This is a genomic window from Alteromonas sp. K632G, assembly GCF_017653625.1.
GTDB classification, from domain to species: Bacteria; Pseudomonadota; Gammaproteobacteria; order Enterobacterales; family Alteromonadaceae; genus Alteromonas; species Alteromonas naphthalenivorans.
Window position 1 is genome coordinate 290,186 of sequence record NZ_JAGGDM010000002.1, and the last position, 17,381, is coordinate 307,566.

General features: G+C 43.7%; 18 protein-coding genes. All 18 read right to left on the bottom strand.

Features of this window, described 5'->3' with window-relative positions; all coding sequences use genetic code 11:
* Positions 1-29: 29 nt before the first annotated feature.
* On the bottom strand, positions 30-1,415 hold the full coding sequence (gene atpD / locus J5X92_RS04000) for a F0F1 ATP synthase subunit beta (RefSeq protein WP_013786810.1): 1,386 nt from the start codon (positions 1,413-1,415) through the stop codon (positions 30-32).
* 33 nt (positions 1,416-1,448) lie between these two features.
* Complete coding sequence (atpG, locus tag J5X92_RS04005; RefSeq protein ID WP_013786811.1) at positions 1,449-2,309, bottom strand: F0F1 ATP synthase subunit gamma; 861 nt, start codon at positions 2,307-2,309, stop codon at positions 1,449-1,451.
* A 62-nt stretch (positions 2,310-2,371) separates the two neighbouring features.
* Positions 2,372-3,913, bottom strand: coding sequence for a F0F1 ATP synthase subunit alpha (atpA, locus tag J5X92_RS04010; protein WP_013786812.1), 1,542 nt, complete (start codon positions 3,911-3,913; stop codon positions 2,372-2,374).
* A gap of 13 nt (positions 3,914-3,926) precedes the next feature.
* A complete protein-coding gene (atpH, locus tag J5X92_RS04015; RefSeq protein ID WP_013786813.1) occupies positions 3,927-4,460 on the bottom strand; it encodes a F0F1 ATP synthase subunit delta in 534 nt (177 codons plus the stop codon).
* 14 nt (positions 4,461-4,474) lie between these two features.
* On the bottom strand, positions 4,475-4,945 hold the full coding sequence (gene atpF / locus J5X92_RS04020; protein WP_013786814.1) for a F0F1 ATP synthase subunit B: 471 nt from the start codon (positions 4,943-4,945) through the stop codon (positions 4,475-4,477).
* 45 nt (positions 4,946-4,990) lie between these two features.
* Positions 4,991-5,212 carry a F0F1 ATP synthase subunit C gene (atpE, locus tag J5X92_RS04025; protein ID WP_012520222.1) on the bottom strand — a complete coding sequence of 74 codons (222 nt, stop codon included), beginning with the start codon at positions 5,210-5,212 and terminating at the stop codon, positions 4,991-4,993.
* 104 nt (positions 5,213-5,316) lie between these two features.
* Positions 5,317-6,150 carry a F0F1 ATP synthase subunit A gene (gene atpB, locus J5X92_RS04030; protein ID WP_013786815.1) on the bottom strand — a complete coding sequence of 278 codons (834 nt, stop codon included), beginning with the start codon at positions 6,148-6,150 and terminating at the stop codon, positions 5,317-5,319.
* Between the two features lie 99 nt (positions 6,151-6,249).
* Positions 6,250-6,633: an ATP synthase subunit I gene (locus J5X92_RS04035; RefSeq protein ID WP_013786816.1), complete on the bottom strand. Its 384-nt coding sequence runs from the start codon at positions 6,631-6,633 to the stop codon at positions 6,250-6,252.
* A 205-nt stretch (positions 6,634-6,838) separates the two neighbouring features.
* Entirely contained in the window at positions 6,839-7,717 is an 879-nt protein-coding gene (locus J5X92_RS04040; protein ID WP_208804716.1) for a ParB/RepB/Spo0J family partition protein, read from the bottom strand.
* Between the two features lie 49 nt (positions 7,718-7,766).
* Entirely contained in the window at positions 7,767-8,561 is a 795-nt protein-coding gene (locus tag J5X92_RS04045; RefSeq protein WP_013786818.1) for a ParA family protein, read from the bottom strand.
* An 11-nt stretch (positions 8,562-8,572) separates the two neighbouring features.
* A complete protein-coding gene (rsmG, locus tag J5X92_RS04050) occupies positions 8,573-9,217 on the bottom strand; it encodes a 16S rRNA (guanine(527)-N(7))-methyltransferase RsmG (protein ID WP_013786819.1) in 645 nt (214 codons plus the stop codon).
* A gap of 14 nt (positions 9,218-9,231) precedes the next feature.
* On the bottom strand, positions 9,232-11,133 hold the full coding sequence (gene mnmG, locus J5X92_RS04055) for a tRNA uridine-5-carboxymethylaminomethyl(34) synthesis enzyme MnmG (protein WP_013786820.1): 1,902 nt from the start codon (positions 11,131-11,133) through the stop codon (positions 9,232-9,234).
* A 711-nt stretch (positions 11,134-11,844) separates the two neighbouring features.
* A complete protein-coding gene (locus J5X92_RS04060; protein WP_208804718.1) occupies positions 11,845-12,666 on the bottom strand; it encodes an ATP-binding protein in 822 nt (273 codons plus the stop codon).
* Between the two features lie 4 nt (positions 12,667-12,670).
* Positions 12,671-13,342 carry a DnaT-like ssDNA-binding domain-containing protein gene (locus J5X92_RS04065; protein ID WP_208804720.1) on the bottom strand — a complete coding sequence of 224 codons (672 nt, stop codon included), beginning with the start codon at positions 13,340-13,342 and terminating at the stop codon, positions 12,671-12,673.
* A complete protein-coding gene (gene mioC / locus J5X92_RS04070) occupies positions 13,339-13,776 on the bottom strand; it encodes an FMN-binding protein MioC (protein ID WP_208804722.1) in 438 nt (145 codons plus the stop codon). Before mioC ends, J5X92_RS04065 begins: the two co-directional genes overlap by 4 nt.
* A 3-nt stretch (positions 13,777-13,779) precedes the next feature.
* Entirely contained in the window at positions 13,780-15,168 is a 1,389-nt protein-coding gene (mnmE, locus tag J5X92_RS04075) for a tRNA uridine-5-carboxymethylaminomethyl(34) synthesis GTPase MnmE (protein WP_208804724.1), read from the bottom strand.
* 3 nt (positions 15,169-15,171) lie between these two features.
* Positions 15,172-15,654: a YajQ family cyclic di-GMP-binding protein gene (locus tag J5X92_RS04080; protein ID WP_057795044.1), complete on the bottom strand. Its 483-nt coding sequence runs from the start codon at positions 15,652-15,654 to the stop codon at positions 15,172-15,174.
* 71 nt (positions 15,655-15,725) lie between these two features.
* Positions 15,726-17,378 (bottom strand): membrane protein insertase YidC, encoded by a 1,653-nt coding sequence (gene yidC, locus J5X92_RS04085; RefSeq protein ID WP_208804726.1) that lies wholly within the window; start codon positions 17,376-17,378, stop codon positions 15,726-15,728.
* Between the last annotated feature and the right edge of the window lie 3 nt (positions 17,379-17,381).

Consider the following 17,381-nt stretch of genomic DNA (forward strand, 5'->3'; position numbering starts at 1 on the left):
TTAATAGGCTGACAGGGTCAGCCACATAATTATGCTTTATTGGCTTTCTCTTGCGCTTCTTCGATAGAACCAACCATGTAGAAGGCTTGTTCTGGTAGAGAGTCATACTCACCTTCCAGGATACCTTTAAAGCCACTGATAGTGTCTTTAAGCGATACATATTTACCTGGAGAGCCAGTGAATACTTCTGCTACGAAGAAAGGCTGAGAAAGGAAGCGCTGAATTTTACGAGCACGTGATACCACTTGCTTGTCTTCTTCAGACAACTCGTCCATACCTAGGATGGCAATGATGTCTTTCAACTCTTTATAACGCTGAAGTACAGTTTGTACGCCACGTGCTACGTCATAGTGCTCTTGACCAATAACTAATGGGTCAAGCTGACGTGAAGTTGAATCTAGTGGGTCTACCGCAGGGTAGATACCAAGAGACGCGATATCACGAGAAAGTACAACTGTTGCGTCTAAGTGAGCAAAGGTTGTTGCCGGAGATGGATCCGTCAAGTCATCCGCAGGTACGTATACCGCTTGGATTGAAGTGATTGAACCTGTCTTCGTTGACGTAATACGTTCTTGAAGTACACCCATCTCTTCTGCAAGCGTAGGCTGATAACCTACTGCAGACGGCATACGACCTAGAAGTGCTGATACTTCAGTACCTGCTAGGGTATAACGATAGATGTTATCTACGAAGAATAGTACGTCACGACCTTCGTCACGGAACTTCTCAGCCATAGTAAGACCTGTCAAAGCAACACGTAAACGGTTACCAGGAGGCTCATTCATTTGGCCGTAAACCAACGATACTTTATCAAGTACGTTAGAGTCGTTCATTTCATGATAGAAATCGTTACCTTCACGAGTACGCTCACCAACACCGGCGAATACAGAGAAACCACTGTGTTCGATTGCGATGTTACGGATAAGCTCCATCATGTTTACTGTTTTACCTACACCAGCACCACCGAATAGACCAACTTTACCACCCTTAGCGAATGGGCAAACCAAGTCGATTACTTTGATACCAGTTTCTAGTAATTCTACTGAGCTAGACTGATCTTCGTAGCTAGGCGCTGCACGGTGAATAGACATACGGTCTTCTTCGCCAATTGGGCCTGCTTCGTCGATTGGGTTACCCAATACGTCCATGATACGGCCAAGAGTAGCTGTACCCACTGGAACCATAATAGGGTTTTCAGTGTTCTCTACAGCCAAACCGCGCTGTAAGCCATCAGTAGAACCTAGGGCGATAGAGCGAACTACACCGCCACCTAATTGTTGTTGCACTTCTAGGGTTAACCCAGACAAGCCACCTTCGGTAACTCGTAGTGCGTCATAAACTCTTGGTACCGCAGTTTGTGGAAACTCAATGTCCACAACGGCGCCAATGATTTGGACGACCTTACCTTGACTCATAATTTGTCCTCGTTATCTTTTAGAAACCTTTGCCTACACCGCTGCGGCACCGCTCACAATCTCACTAATTTCTTGTGTGATTGCAGCTTGACGCGCTTTGTTATATATCAGTTGCAACTCATCAATTAAGTCGCCAGCGTTGTCGGTTGCTGCCTTCATGGCAACCATTCGCGCAGCTTGTTCTGACGCCGCGTTTTCTACAACACCCTGATACACCTGAGACTCAATGTAACGTACCATCAATGCTTCCAAAATTTCTTTTGGATCTGGTTCGTAAATGTAGTCCCAACGATGCTTATATTCTTCGTCTTCAGACTTTGGCAAAGGCAATAACTGATTGATCACAGGGCTCTGTGTCATGGTGTTTACGAAGTCATTAAATACCAAGAAAACTCGGTCTAATTTGCCTTCGTCGTAAGCTTTAAGCATTACACGTACAACACCTACTACATCGCTCGCAGACGGCTTATCACCCAATCCAGATTCAGCGGCAAGCAAAGTGCCACCAAAACGGTTGAAGAAAGAGCACGCTTTTGAACCTAATGCAGCGAAGTCCACTTCTACACCTTGGTCACGCCATTTTTTGACGTCCTGAGTGACAAGCTTAAATTCATTACTGTTTAAGCCACCACACAAGCCTCGGTCAGTGGAAATCACAATGTAGCCGACGCGCTTAACTTCACGCTCTTCCAAATAAGGATGGCGGAACTCAAGGTTACCGTTAGCAATGTGACCAATCACTTTTAGCATGTTTTGCGCATATGGACGGCCAGAGGCCATACGTTCTTGCGCCCGTTTCATTTTGGACGCAGCAACCATTTCCATTGCACTGGTAATCTTTTGAGTATTTTTGATACTCCCAATCTTACCTTTTATTTCTTTACCGCTGGCCATGACTATTTCTCCGATTACTCAACGTGAAGCCGATGGTGTTTACACATCATCGGCTGCATTGATTACCAAGTTTGTGTCGCTTTAAATTGTGTTAAAGCGTCAGCTAACTTAGCGGCGATTTCGTCGTTGAAGTTACCAGTTTCGTTGATAGTCTTCATAAGGTCAGCGTTTTCGCTGTTCATGTAAGAATGAAGAGCAGCTTCAAAATCTAGGATTTTGTTAAGCTCAACGTCCTTAAGGAAACCTTTTTCAACCGCGAACAATGATACGCCCATATCTGCGATAGATAGTGGTGCATATTGTTTCTGTTTCATTAGCTCTGTTACGCGCTCACCGTGCTCAAGTTGCTCACGGGTTGCATCATCAAGGTCAGATGCGAACTGCGAGAATGCCGCCAATTCACGATACTGAGCAAGTGCAAGACGAATACCACCGCCCAACTTCTTGATAATTTTAGTTTGCGCAGCACCACCAACACGAGATACCGATACACCAGCGTTAACCGCTGGACGGATACCTGCGTTAAACAAGTCAGTTTCTAGGAAGATCTGACCATCTGTAATCGAGATTACGTTGGTAGGTACGAAAGCAGATACGTCACCAGCTTGCGTTTCGATAATTGGAAGCGCAGTTAATGAACCGGTTTTGCCTTTCACTTCACCGTTTGTATAACGCTCAACGTATTGTTCGTTTACACGAGCAGCACGTTCTAGCAAACGAGAGTGAAGATAGAAAACGTCACCAGGGTATGCTTCACGACCAGGAGGACGCTTAAGTAGCAATGAAATTTGACGGTAAGCAACAGCTTGCTTAGACAAATCATCATATACGATTAGCGCATCTTCACCGCGGTCACGGAAGTATTCACCCATAGTACAACCAGAGTATGGTGCAAGGTATTGCAATGCAGCAGACTCAGACGCAGAAGCAGCAACGATAATGGTGTGACCCAATGCGTCGTGCTCTTCAAGCTTACGTACCACGTTAGCGATAGTAGAAGCTTTCTGACCAACCGCTACGTACACACATTTAATGCCTGTACCTTTTTGGTTGATGATAGCGTCGATTGCCATTGCGGTTTTACCACACTGACGGTCGCCGATGATAAGTTCACGCTGACCACGACCCACTGGGATCATGGCATCAACTGACTTATAACCAGTTTGGATTGGCTGATCTACTGATTGACGCTCGATTACACCAGGTGCAATCTTTTCTACTGGCTCAAAGCCAGCTGCATCAATGGCGCCTTTACCGTCGATAGGCTCACCAAGTGTGTTTACAACACGACCTAGTAGGGCATTACCAACAGGTACTTCAAGAATACGGCCTGTAGATTGTACTTTTACGCCTTCCTGTAAGTCCGCATATGGACCCATTACAACCGCACCTACAGAGTCTCGCTCAAGGTTTAGTGCAATAGCGTAGCGGCTTCCAGGAAGCTCAATCATTTCACCTTGCATTACATCGGCAAGGCCATGAATGCGGATAATACCGTCAGTTACTGCGACGATAGTACCTTCATTGCGTGCTTCACTGCTTACATTGAACTGTTCAATTCTTTTCTTGATCAGTTCAGCAATTTCAGTGGAATTAAGTTGCATGCTCTTATCCCCGTTATGCTTGCAACGCGTCTGCTAGACGGTTCAATTTCGATTTTACGGAACCATCTATTACTGTATCGCCGGCTTTAATAACCATTCCAGCGATCAGGTCAGGATTCACGTTACAATTAAGCTTCACTTTACGTGCCAAACGTTTTTCCAACGATGCAACCAAATCGGTTTTCTGTGCATCGTTCAGCGCAGAGGCTGAAGTTACGTCTACTTCAATTTCTTTGTCGTAATCTGCTTTAAAGGCATCAAACACATTTGAAATTTCAGGCAACGCGGCTAAACGTTTATTTTCAGCCAGTACCTTTACAAGGTTCTGGCCATGATCATCGAGTTGCTCACCACAAACATTGATGAAAACGTCAGCTAGCGTATCTGCAGCTACTGCTCCAGATAACAACTGATGTATATCATCGTTTTGTGCTACTGCACCTGCAAAGGTCAGCATTTCTTGCCACTTCGCAATGGCATTCTTCTCGACGGCGAAATCGAAAGCTGCTTTAGCGTAAGGACGAGCAACGGTTGTCAATTCAGACATGGCTCATCTCCCTCTTAAAGCTCAGCGACAAGTTTTTCAACAATGTCGTTTTGTGCGTTAGCATCAATTTCACGTTGTAAGATTTGCTGTGCGCCAGCTACTGCTAATGCAGACACTTGCTTGCGCAAATCTTCTTTGGCACGATTGCGTTCAGCTTCAATTTCGGTGTAGCCAGAAGCAATAATCTTCTCGCGTTCTGCATGGCCCTTCTGCGTTTCTTCGTCAACCAATTGGTTGGCGCGCTTTTTGGCTTGCTCGATAATTTCGGCTGCTTGCGCTTTCGCATCTTTCATTTGCTCAGTGGCTTTCGCTTGAGCAAGTTCTAAGTCTTTCTCTGCCCGTTCAGAAGCTTCAAGCCCATCGGCTATTTTCTTCTGACGTTCTTCAATCGCTGCCATCAGCGGTGGCCACACATATTTCATGCAGAACACCACGAACACAGCGAAGGCGATTAATTGACCAATAAAAGTGGCGTTAAAATTCACAATCGCCCCTCCTCTAAAAGTTCGCTAAAAAAGTGTGTAGTAAAATTAGGCACCAACAGCGAACAATAGGTATAGAGCGATACCAACACCGATCATCGCGATAGCGTCAATAAGACCTGCTACGATGAACATCTTAACTTGAAGTTGAGGTGCTAGTTCAGGTTGGCGAGCAGCAGATTCTAGGAATTTACCACCCAGCAGACCGAAACCAATAGCGGTACCAAGGGCACCAAGACCGATCAGTAGTGCAACTGCGATGTATAACATGTACGTCTCCGATTTAAGTTAAATTTAAAGTTAATGTTAAAAGTAGAACTCGGTTATTAACCGCGCCGGTCAATCCAGGTATTACCAGCGCGGATCAATGCTTACTAGTGGTCTTCACACGCCAAGCTTAAATACACGATGGTTAGCATCATGAAAATAAACGCTTGTAGAGGGAGAACCAAAATATGGAATACAGCCCACATAAAATGTAAAGGTAACTGGAAGTAACCAATGGTGGCTATCAAGATAAAGATTAGCTCACTGGCGTATAAGTTACCGAATAAACGCAGTGCTAATGAAAGCGGGCGTGCAAGTAAGGTAACTGATTCCAGAATAAAGTTTACTGGGATGAATACAGGGTGACCGAATGGTTGCATAGTAAGTTCTTTTGCAAAACCGCTGATACCCTTCATTTTAATTGAATAGAAAAGAATTAGGATGAATACACCAGACGCTAATGCAAACGTCAGGTTAAGGTCAGTCGTAGGTACAGCCTTCATATAAACATCATGAGGGTCCATACCGAAGGCATGCTGACCTACAAGACCAGCAATCCAAGGAATAAGGTCAACAGGCACTAAATCCATCAGGTTCATCAATAAAACCCAAACAAAAATAGTTAGTGCAAGTGGTGCAATTAGTGCACTTCTTCCGTGGAAGGTACTTTTTACGTTGTCGTCAACGAACTCAATAACCAATTCTACAAACGCCTGCATTTTGCCAGGTACGCCCGTAGTGGCTTTTGAAGCTACGCTTCTAAAAACAACAAGAAATAGTATGCCAAGGCCAATTGACCAGGCTAGTGTGTCGACATGCCACGCCCAAAAACCTGCATCAGAGCATGCTTTGTTAAAAGCAATTCCGTTGTCGGTTGAGCACATGGTGGCATTGGTCAAGTGGTGCTTGATATATTCTGAGGTAGTGTATTCAGATGCCATTGTTTAACCTAAGTTGTAAAGTGTAAAAATTGGTGACTGGTTCCAGTACATATTCGTAAGCAAGTATTCAGTAGTTATTTATTAATCGTTATTGTTTGACTACTTCGTACCATAACGGAACATGGCCAGTGCGTGACTGGCGGTTGTAACGACATAAGCCACAAAAACTTCTAGCGGCGCGGCATTTAAGCCTGCAAATGTCACTACAAATAAAATGATTGTCAGTGCCAGTTTCAATTTTGAACCTTGGCTAAAACTTTGGGCAACAAGTTCGTTTTTACTTGCACCAGCATATTTAAATGCAAACCCCGAAAAAATCGCTGTTGGCAGTATGCTTATCACTGCGCCAGCGGCGGTTGATATTGCAGAATGTTGACCTGCGATAATACCCGCCAAAAGGGTTATTATTAGTGCCGTGACTAACTGAAACAGAATGCCTTTTTTGGCAATAAATACTCCATGTTCAGCTAACTTGTTTTTCACGTTGCCCTTCTGCTTGTTCATGTCTAACGAAAAGCGTCAGAAGTATACTGTTTTACCGACATTTTTCAACAGTACATCGCATTTTGAAAGCTATTCTGAAGATATTCTAAGGCTATAACCGGAAAGGAGGCTGTCCACAGCCCAAGTTTAAGGAATGAATGACCTCGTTATTCATACTTACCATCTTTCAGAATATAAACATAACCTACTGAATTTTATTGATTATTCCGTCTAATTGTTGTAAGTCGTCGAAGCTAATGACTAATTTACCTTTCCCTTTTGCGTTATGGTCTATTGTTACCGGTGCCCCTAAATTTTCTGAAAGTCGGGTCATAAGGTTTTGCACATCTGGATCAATTTGCTTCTCTTGCTTCGGTTTTTCTGGTTCAAGTAGCTTTTTGACCAGCTTTTCTGTATCACGAACCGTTAAACCTTTACCCGAAACAACATTTGCCGCTTCTGATTGTTGCTCACCGTCAAGGGCGAGTAATGCGCGAGCATGACCCATTTCAATATCACCATGCTCAACTAGCAACTTAACGTCATCATTAAGATTGTTAAGTCGAAGCAAGTTGGTCACGGTTGTACGAGATTTACCCACAGCTTCAGCAACTTCTTGGTGGGTTAAGGAGAATTCATTCATTAGACGGTCTAATGCTTGCGCCTCTTCCATCGCGTTTAAATCTTCACGCTGAATATTCTCAATTAGCGCGATGGCAACCGCGGCCTCATCAGGTACATCTTTAACAAGACAAGGAACTTCATCAAGTTGCGCAAGTTGCGATGCACGCCAGCGACGTTCACCCGCAATAATTTCGTACTTATTGTCGTCTACTTTGCGAACAACGATGGGTTGAATAATACCTTGGGCACGAATAGAGGAAGCAAGGTCTTCAAGGGCATCAGGTGACATGTCTTTGCGAGGCTGATATTTGCCAGGCACAAGAAATTCTATAGGTAATTTACTAAGTTCGCTTTGTGTAGCTTCTGTCGCCGCAGCATCTGTTTCTCTTTGCGACGTCGATTGACTGGTTGCTAATAGCGCATCCAAACCGCGACCTAGCCCTCTTTTTCTTGCTGACATATTTCCCTCAATGGCCTATTTGCTGATATGCATTACGCTTTATTATAATTTAACTGGCTTTCGCCTGACTTGGCGCAGATTTATCACGACGACGAAGAATTTCACCCGCCAATGCTAAATATGCTTTAGCCCCTGTAGAAGACTTATCGTAGTACATCGCCGGTGTACCGAAACTTGGCGCTTCAGCTAGGCGCACGTTGCGCGGAATGACAGTACGATATACTTGCTCACCAAAGTGACGTTTAAGCTGTTCGGAAACATCGTTGGCAAGGCGATTACGAGGGTCGTACATAGTACGCAATACCCCTTCAATCTTCAATTCAGGATTTACCACTGATGCGAGTTTTTGAATGGTATCCATTAACGCCGTTAACCCTTCGAGTGCGTAATATTCACATTGCATCGGCACCATGACTGAATCAGCAGCAGCTAATGCATTCACCGTAAGTTGGTTTAGTGAAGGAGGGCAGTCAATAAAGATAAAATCGTAATAATCGAGAACAGGTTTTAACGCATTTCTAAGGCGCACTTCACGGGCAAACATTTCCATCAACTTAATTTCAGCTGCCGTCACGTCACCGTTCGCAGCCACTAAATCAAATTTACCCGCTGTATTTTTTACAATAACGTCGTTGATAGGTTGTTCTTCGATAAGCAATTCAAACGCGGTAGCGTGAACATCGTATTTGTCGACGCCGCTTCCCATGGTTGCGTTACCTTGTGGATCAAGATCAATCAGTAGCACTTTACGTTTTGTTGCAGCCATTGATGCTGCAACATTCACTGCAGTAGTGGTTTTACCCACACCACCTTTTTGATTCGCGATCGCGATTACCTTTGCCACAATAAGTCCTGTTATGCCTTTTTAATCCAAACGAGGTGTCGTTCGCCCACCAGATTAGGAACAGTGAGACTCTCCGTTTTGATCACCTGATAGTGATCACTCACTTCTTTCAATTCGTCTTCTGGAAACTGCCCTTTAAGTGCAAGGAACTGCCCGTCTGAATTTACCAGATGTTGGCACCAGTGCAACATATCTTTTAACGAAGCGAACGCTCGGCTAAGTACTATATCATACGGTTGCGCTGGGGTATGTGCTTCAACACGACTTTGAACAGGCGTAACGTTAGATAATTTAAGGGTATGGACACATTGGGTCATAAACCGAACACGCTTACCTAAACTATCTAGCAAGGTAAATGCTGTGTCAGGAAACGCTATCGCAAGGGGCATACCTGGCAAACCAGGGCCAGTGCCGACATCAATGATATGTTTGGCTTCATGTTTAGCTAAATATGGATATATCGCTAATGAGTCCAAAATATGTTTTACCATCATTTGTTTCGGATCGCGCACCGATGTCAGGTTGTAGGCTTTGTTCCATTTATCAATCAATAATACAAAGCCCACTAGCTTCGCTTGCTGATCATCGCTTAATTGAAGTGATTGTGCCGCAAGGCCCGAGGCCAGTATTTCGTGTAATTCTTGCTCTAAACTCATAAATTGAAATCTGCTTAAGCGCTTAATTTATCGTGTTTTCTTAACATGCCGTGCTTTTTCAAATACACCAAAAGCAAGGAAATAGCGGCCGGTGTAATTCCAGAGATGCGCGACGCTTTACCTATGGTCTCAGGTCTCGCTTCTGTGAGTTTCGCTACCACTTCGTTTGATAAACCTGAGATTTTAGTAAAATCGAGATCAACCGGTAACAGTGAATTTTCGTGACGTTGTGTTTTGGCTATTTCGTCCATTTGACGGGCAATATAACCTGCGTACTTAATTTGGATCTCAACTTGTTCTGCCGCAATGGGATCGGCTAAACCAGGCCCAATACTTTCAATATCCATCAATTGACGATAGGTCATTTCAGGTCGACGTATCAGTTCTTCTAGCGAATGCTCTTTGCTTACTGGCGTTTTAAGCAGGGTGTTAAGTGCTGGCGTAGCACCATGATCTTTATGTACCCATTGACCACGCAAGCGTTGCAACTCACCTTCAACCGCTTCCATTTTAGTATTGAACGCCGCCCAACGTGCGTCGTCTACCAAGCCTATCTCACGACCTAACGCGGTTAAGCGACTATCGGCGTTGTCTTCACGAAGGAGTAATCGATACTCTGCACGGCTGGTAAACATGCGATAGGGTTCTTTCGTTCCCATAGTAGCCAGATCGTCAATCAATACACCCATGTAGGCTTGATCGCGACGTAAAATAAGCGGATCTTTTTCTTGTGCTTGCAGCGATGCATTAGCACCAGCAATAAGGCCTTGCGCACCGGCTTCTTCGTACCCGGTTGTGCCATTAATTTGGCCAGCAAAAAACAAACCTTTGATAAATTTATTTTCTAAAGTTTGTTTCAAATCTCTAGGATCAAAGAAATCATATTCAATCGCATAGCCTGGACGAACAATATGCGCGTTCTCAAAACCTTTGATTGAGCGCACAAGATTCATTTGAATATCGAAAGGCAAGCTTGTTGAAATACCATTTGGGTAAACCTCAATGCTATTTAACCCTTCTGGCTCTACAAAAATTTGATGCGAATCTTTGTCTGCAAAACGGGTGATCTTATCTTCAATGCTTGGGCAGTAACGAGGGCCAATACCTTCAATTACGCCAGTGAACATAGGAGAACGATCAAGTCCGCCTCGAATAATATCGTGTGTCTTTTCGTTAGTGTGCGTGATGTAACACGGGATCTGTTGTGGATGCATTTCACGGTTGCCCATGAATGAAAATACCGGCGTTGGATTATCACCAGGTTGTGCCTGCATCACACTAAAATCTAACGAACGGGCATCTAATCGTGCAGGTGTACCGGTTTTTAAGCGGTCTACACGAAACGGTAAGGCACGTAAACGATCTGCGAGGGCTATCGAAGGGGGATCGCCTGCGCGTCCACCACGATAGTTCTCAAGGCCTATGTGAATCGTGCCGCCTAAGAAGGTTCCTACTGTGAGTACCACGGTTTTGGCTTTAAATTTTAGCCCCATTTGGGTAACCACACCAGTCACCTGATCGTTTTCAACAACAAGATCGTCAACGCTTTGTTGAAACAACGTGAGGTTTTCTTGGCTTTCTACGATTTTACGAATGGCTTGGCGGTAAAGGGTTCTGTCAGCTTGAGCACGCGTTGCTCGTACCGCTGGTCCTTTGCTTGAATTCAAAGTTCTAAACTGAATACCACCTTGATCGGCAGCCAAACCCATTGCACCACCAAGTGCGTCAATTTCTTTTACCAAATGACCTTTGCCGATCCCACCGATCGCTGGGTTACAAGACATCTGTCCAATGGTTTCAATGTTATGAGTTAACAGTAAGGTGTTTGATCCCATGCGAGCAGCAGCTAGCGCAGCCTCTGTTCCAGCATGACCACCACCGACTACGATGACATCAAATGCTTGGGTGTAATACATATCGAACCTCACTATTAACGTAAATGGAGTAACTTTTTTCTTTTCTGTACAAGTCGAAAAAAGGGCGCGTATTTTAGCTGACTTATTGACTAAAGAAAATGGTTAAATTTTCTTCAATGCTGTTGTTCATTTCTTTTCGACTTGGCTTTATTGATCTTAAGATCTTATATAGATCTGTTTATTTTTATTATTATTAGGATCAGCAAGATCTGTTAGTAACCCTTTAAAGCAGTTTCAGATCATGAAGTTACACGATCTAAAAGGTTGTGTAATACAGATCGATAACCCCCTCATAATCTTGTGTATAAACCCCTTAGTTATCCACATGGGCAATTGTGAATAAAGTTACTCATTCTTCAGTAAGAGCTTATACACAGTGGTTTGTAGGATCCTATCCACAACACTGATCAAGATGTGATCGCATTGGGGATAAAATGTTGGTTATTGCTACTGTTAGATCGTTAACTAAGCATAGAATATGGCTTTCAGAGCGATCTAACTGTGGATGAGATCTTTCCACAATTTATGAATGGATCATATGATCACCCATGATTTTTTATTTTGTGATCAGGAAAATAATTTAAAATTTATGGAGGAAACAGAAAAATTAGTGCCACAAGGGAGTAATGATCATCATTAATGACACTCTTTTAGAGAATCACGAGGGGGGATTTAATGATCTTTTAACGCTTACTGCCTGTGGCTTTTGGTTTAGCGTACCTGATTAGGTTGATATCTTGGTGTGATATTCTGTGCTTCGGCTTCATCTTGGGTTAAGCCTTCACGTCTACTTGGCCCTTGAAAGCGTACTTTGTAAGTATCGTATTCTTTGACTGACTCAAAGCAATAGCGCCCCATAGCGTGCTCTAGCTCGCCTAAACTGTGGTTAGTGATCAAGATACAGTTCTTTTTATTCACCAATCGTTGCCGCAATAAGTTGCCTAACCAGCTTTGCGTATTCTTTTTAAGTACGGTTTCATTCACACACACTTCATCAAGAATGAGCAAATCGACTTCAAGTAGTTCCTGGTTTGCTTCTCTAAATTTCTGGCCTATGTTGTCTGTGGCACTAAAATCGTAAGAGGAATAACGCATTTCCAATAGGGTTGAAAGCTGCCTATACAACACGGAAATCTCATATTGTTCTATGAGTTGATGGGCGATCGCACCTGCAATATGAGACTTACCTCGGCCATAATCGCCGTAGAATAACATCATGTGTGAGCCGCTTTGGCGCCATGCTGGATCATCGTGGGCGGCAATGAAAGACTGAGCGATAGATACTGCTTCAATAACATCGTCACTGTCTTCAATTAAATTAGCGAATGTCCATTTTGGATTTAGATCAGAACGCCCATGAATGGCTTCTACACGCGCTTTTTTAGAGCGCTGTTGTAGTTGACCAATCTCTTGGTTTGCTTGGTTCTCATATTGCTTTCTAAGCGTTGCGTAATCGATATATTCATCACTAGGCTCTGAAGGCTTGTTAAGTGCCTTTGCAAGATTCGCAATTTTGTCTGTAATTCGATCCATAGCGTTAGTTCTTCTTTGTCGATGTGGCGTATTTTTCCACCAGCTTTCTTGCATTATCATCCGCTTCGATACCAGCTGCAACTTTCACTTGCTGATTTCCTACTTTTCTTACAGGAGAATAGCCCGCGGCTACGCGTTTATGTTTAATATTGTGTGCGAATTTTTGTGTCCACTGGAATTCACTAAGTATCGTTCCAGGCCTGCCAAGCCAGTATGAAATGAATTCTCCAACTTCATTGTCATCATATTCAGTATCAATAATACCGAGTAGAGAAGCCATTTCTAAGAATAGATCCTTGTTTGGTTTCCAAGCTGCTGAAATAGCAAAATGGGATTTATGCAGGGCATCAAAATTCGATTGTGCATTATTTATTAAGGGCAGAAGTAGGGCTTTGCCATTGATAGAATGCTCTAAATCCAACGCTTCTGGAAAAACCACCAGCCCAACAAGTTCAAGCTGTTTCAACAGGCTATTGATTTGCCGACCACGTTGATAGGGGAGGTCTTTTTGTTCGCCGTTTAATAGCGACAGTAAGAACTTATAATCGATAGGGGCAGTTGCCGTTGACGCCGTATTGGCTGTTGGGCGTAAGCCAAGCAAGTAAAGTACGCGGCAATCGTTAGATAATGGCGATTGCAGTACCGCGAGTTCAGCTTGCGTTAGCGTGGTGCTCATGCAGTTTCCAGCGTGCTTTCAAAGCGGGCTACCGCTTCATCTTCTGGAATAGGGTGTTCTAACACATCAATGTGTATGGGCGCGGCAAGAAGGGTAGCGCCGGTATTTTTCATCGCGGTTTCTATCTCTTTTGCGCCATGGCAGAAGGTATCGTAACTAGTGTCACCTAAACCAATCACATAGAAATTCACGCCATTCAAATCTGCGCCTTTTAACGATTTCGTAAAAGGTTGGATATTATCAGGTAGTTCACCGGCACCATGGGTTGATGTACACACTATCCATGTTGAATCTTTATTAACGTCGCTAAGCGTTGGTTCAAGATGAATAGTGAAAGTATTGCCCTGCTGTTCAAGTGTTTTCGCGATAGCTTCGGCTACATATTCTGAAGCGCCGAGCATGGTACCCACAATTATTTCGTAGTGCGTTGTCATCAATTATTTACCAATGCAGAAAGATGAAAATATCTTACCAAGTAAGTCGTCTGAGGTGAATTCACCAGTGATTTCACATAATGACTGATGGGCTAATCGAAGTTCTTCTGCAAGTAATTCACCGGCCATAGCATCATGAAGTTGTTGTTCGCCTATCACCACATATTCGTAGGCTTTTTCCAACGCATCTAGGTGACGTCTACGGGCGATGAATTGCCCTTCAGTGGTAGTGTCGAAACCCATGGTTTTGGCTAAATGATCCCGAAGGGTATCTATACCGTCGCTTTGTTTTGCTGAAATATTAAGAACGGGAATGTCGCCATGTTCTGTTTTCACTTGATTCAGGCCTACTTGTAAGTCGCTTAAATCCGCTTTGTTTTTGATTACCGTGGTAGGAATACCCTCTGGTAAGCGCGCCATAAATTCAGGCCAAATTTTATAGGGATCTGCTATGTCGGTAGTGGTTGAATCGGTAACAAACAGTACGTGATCGGCTTCGCTAATAGCTTGCCAGGCTCGCTCAATACCAATTTTTTCTACTTTATCAGGGCTATCACGAAGACCAGCGGTATCAATGATATGTACCGGCATACCGTTAATGTGAATATGCTCTTTTAATACATCACGGGTAGTACCTGCAATCTCGGTGACTATGGCGCTATCCCGGCCAGCCAAGGCATTAAGTAAACTTGATTTACCCGCATTAGGGCGCCCGGCAATAACCACCTGCATCCCTTCTCTAAGCAGGCTTCCCTGTTTGGCTTGCTCTCGTACCACTTGAAGATGCGCAAGTATGGCGGCTAAGTCACCAGACACTTTGCCATCAGATAAGAAATCAATTTCTTCTTCAGGAAAGTCGATTGCGGCTTCAACGTACATGCGTAAATGAACGATTTGATCGGATAAGGTTTGAATTTGGGTTGAAAACTCGCCCTGTAAAGAACGTAGCGCGCTTCTTGCCGCTTGTTTAGAGCTGGCATCTATTAAATCAGCGATAGCCTCAGCTTGCGCTAAATCGAGCTTGTCGTTAATAAAGGCTTGTTCACTGAACTCACCTGGGTTGGCTAATCGCGCCTTGCCAGTGGATAACACTGCGTCAATAAGCATATCCATCACAACCTGGCCGCCATGACCTTGTAGTTCTAATACATCTTCGCCCGTAAATGAATTAGGCCCTTTGAAGAACAGCGCGATACCTTGGTCGATAACGTTTTGTTGGCTATCGACAAACGGGGTATAGGTCGCCAATCTTGGCGTTAGCGCTGTGGGAACTAATACCTCAGCGATAGCCCTTGCGTAGGGACCTGAAACCCGCACTATTCCAACACCACCGCGCCCAGGGGCAGTGGCTTGAGCGGTAATGGTATCGGTTGTGATGATATGTGAATCCATATTTTAGTCGCGAAAGTTCTTAAATTGAAAAGGCTGACCTAAATCTGATGATTTAACCAAGGCCATGGCTTGTTGTAAATCGTCACGCTTTTTACCGGTTACTCGAAGTTCTTCACCTTGAATAGCCGTTTGTACTTTAATTTTCGCGTCTTTAATTATTTTTACGATCTTCTTCGCAATAGGCTGTTCTATGCCTTCTTTAAAAGCAATCGTTTGACGATAGGTTTTGCCGTTAGCATCAAAGGGCTTCATATCAATAAAAGAAGTATCTAGGTTTCGTTTAGAACATGCGGTTCTAAACATACTTTCCATTTGCTGCAACTGGAATTCAGCTTCCGCTTTCATTACCACAGTTTTTTCTTTGTATTCAAAGCTCGCTTCAATACCGCGAAAATCAAAACGTGTGGCAAGTTCTCGGTGAGCATTTTCAGTGGCGTTACGCACTTCTTCCATATTGATTTCAGACACAATATCAAATGATGGCATAGTTAATTTATCCTCGTAGACAAAACAGCCCGCAATTGGCGGGCTGTTTATTATAAAAGAAATAGACGTTGCTATTTAATTCCCCGCTTCTCCATAGAAGCATATATCATTTTGGCTTGTACTAACGTAATGATGTTACTTACTAACCAGTATAATACTAGACCTGCTGGGAACCATAGGAAGAACACACTCATTGCCACAGGCATGAACTGCATTATCTTCTGCTGCATAGGGTCCGTAATCGTTGTAGGTTGTAGTTTCTGCAACAAGTACATACTTGCGCCCGTTAATATAGGCAATACAAAGTACGGGTCTTTCACTGATAAATCAGTGATCCACAATGCGAAGTCTGCATGGCGTAATTCAACACTTTCCATTAACACCCAATAGAGTGCTAGGAATATTGGCATTTGAAGTACGAGCGGTAAGCAACCACCCATTGGGTTAACTTTTTCTTTCTTGTAAAGCTCCATCATCGACTGAGACATTTTTTGTCTGTCATCGCCAAAACGGTCTTTAAGTTGTTGCATTTTAGGCGCTAAGTTACGCATGCGAGCCATAGACTCGTATTGCTTCTTAGTCAGCCAGTACATAGCACCTTTCACTACGATAGTTATTAAGATGATGGCCACACCCCAGTTATTCACCAAGCTGTGAAGGAACGTAAGCAAAGAAAACAGTGATTGCGATATCCACCACAAAATGCCGTAATCGACGGTTAAATCTAATCCGCGGGCGATCTCTTTTAACTTGTCTTGATCTTTTGGACCCATATAAAGGGTGCTAGACAACGTTTTTGCTTCGCCGGTATTAACCACTGCCGCAGGCATCAATACACCGATAACCGCGTATTGATTTGAAATATTGCGCGAGTAAATGGTGTTAACTTGATCTTGTGGTGGTACCCAAGCAGAAACAAAATAGTGCTCTAGCATACCAGCCCAGCCAGCCTTGGTCGTTTCACGCAACTTGTCATCTGCAATATCATCAAAGGTGTATTTTTGATAACGGTCTTCTTCGGTTGAATACGCTGCGCCGCGATAGGTAGGCATAAACATGTTGCCATCGTCTTCCGCATCAATAACTTGTTTCAGTTGTGCATACTGCTGCACATTAGCCGCAGCACCTGAGTTATTCTGAACCGTATAATTTACCGCAACGTTGTAATGGTCTTTTTTGAAGATGAACGTTTTGGTAACAGTAAGTCCTTGGTCGTTTTTCCATACCAAAGGTACTTCTAGCGTATCACCGGTCATCTCGTAGAAATTGCTGTCGGTACGATAAACAGGGCGACCACTGCTGCTAGCATCTGGGCCATTAGCACCAATAAGACCACTTTGCGCTACATATAGGTTGTTACCTGAACGTAATAAGCTATAAGGTTCATCAGAGCCTTGGGTAACTGGAAACTTCAATAAGTCGGCGGTAATAACGTCGCCACCCAATAAGTCGATGCGAAGGTCTAAGCCATCAGTTTTAACTTCGATAATGCGGTTAGCATTTGATGCGCTAGCCATTGGTTTAGCTGCAGGTACGCTATCACCGGTAGGCACATCTTCAGATTGCGCTTCATCAAATGATGGCACACCTTGTGATACCTGTTCGGCTTGCTCAGTTTGTACTTGCTGTACAGGTTGAGGTCCGTATTCTTTTTGCCATTGTTGCCAAAGCAAAAAGCTGACCAGCGCTAGGCCAATTATCAGAAAACTACGTTGCGATTCCATATA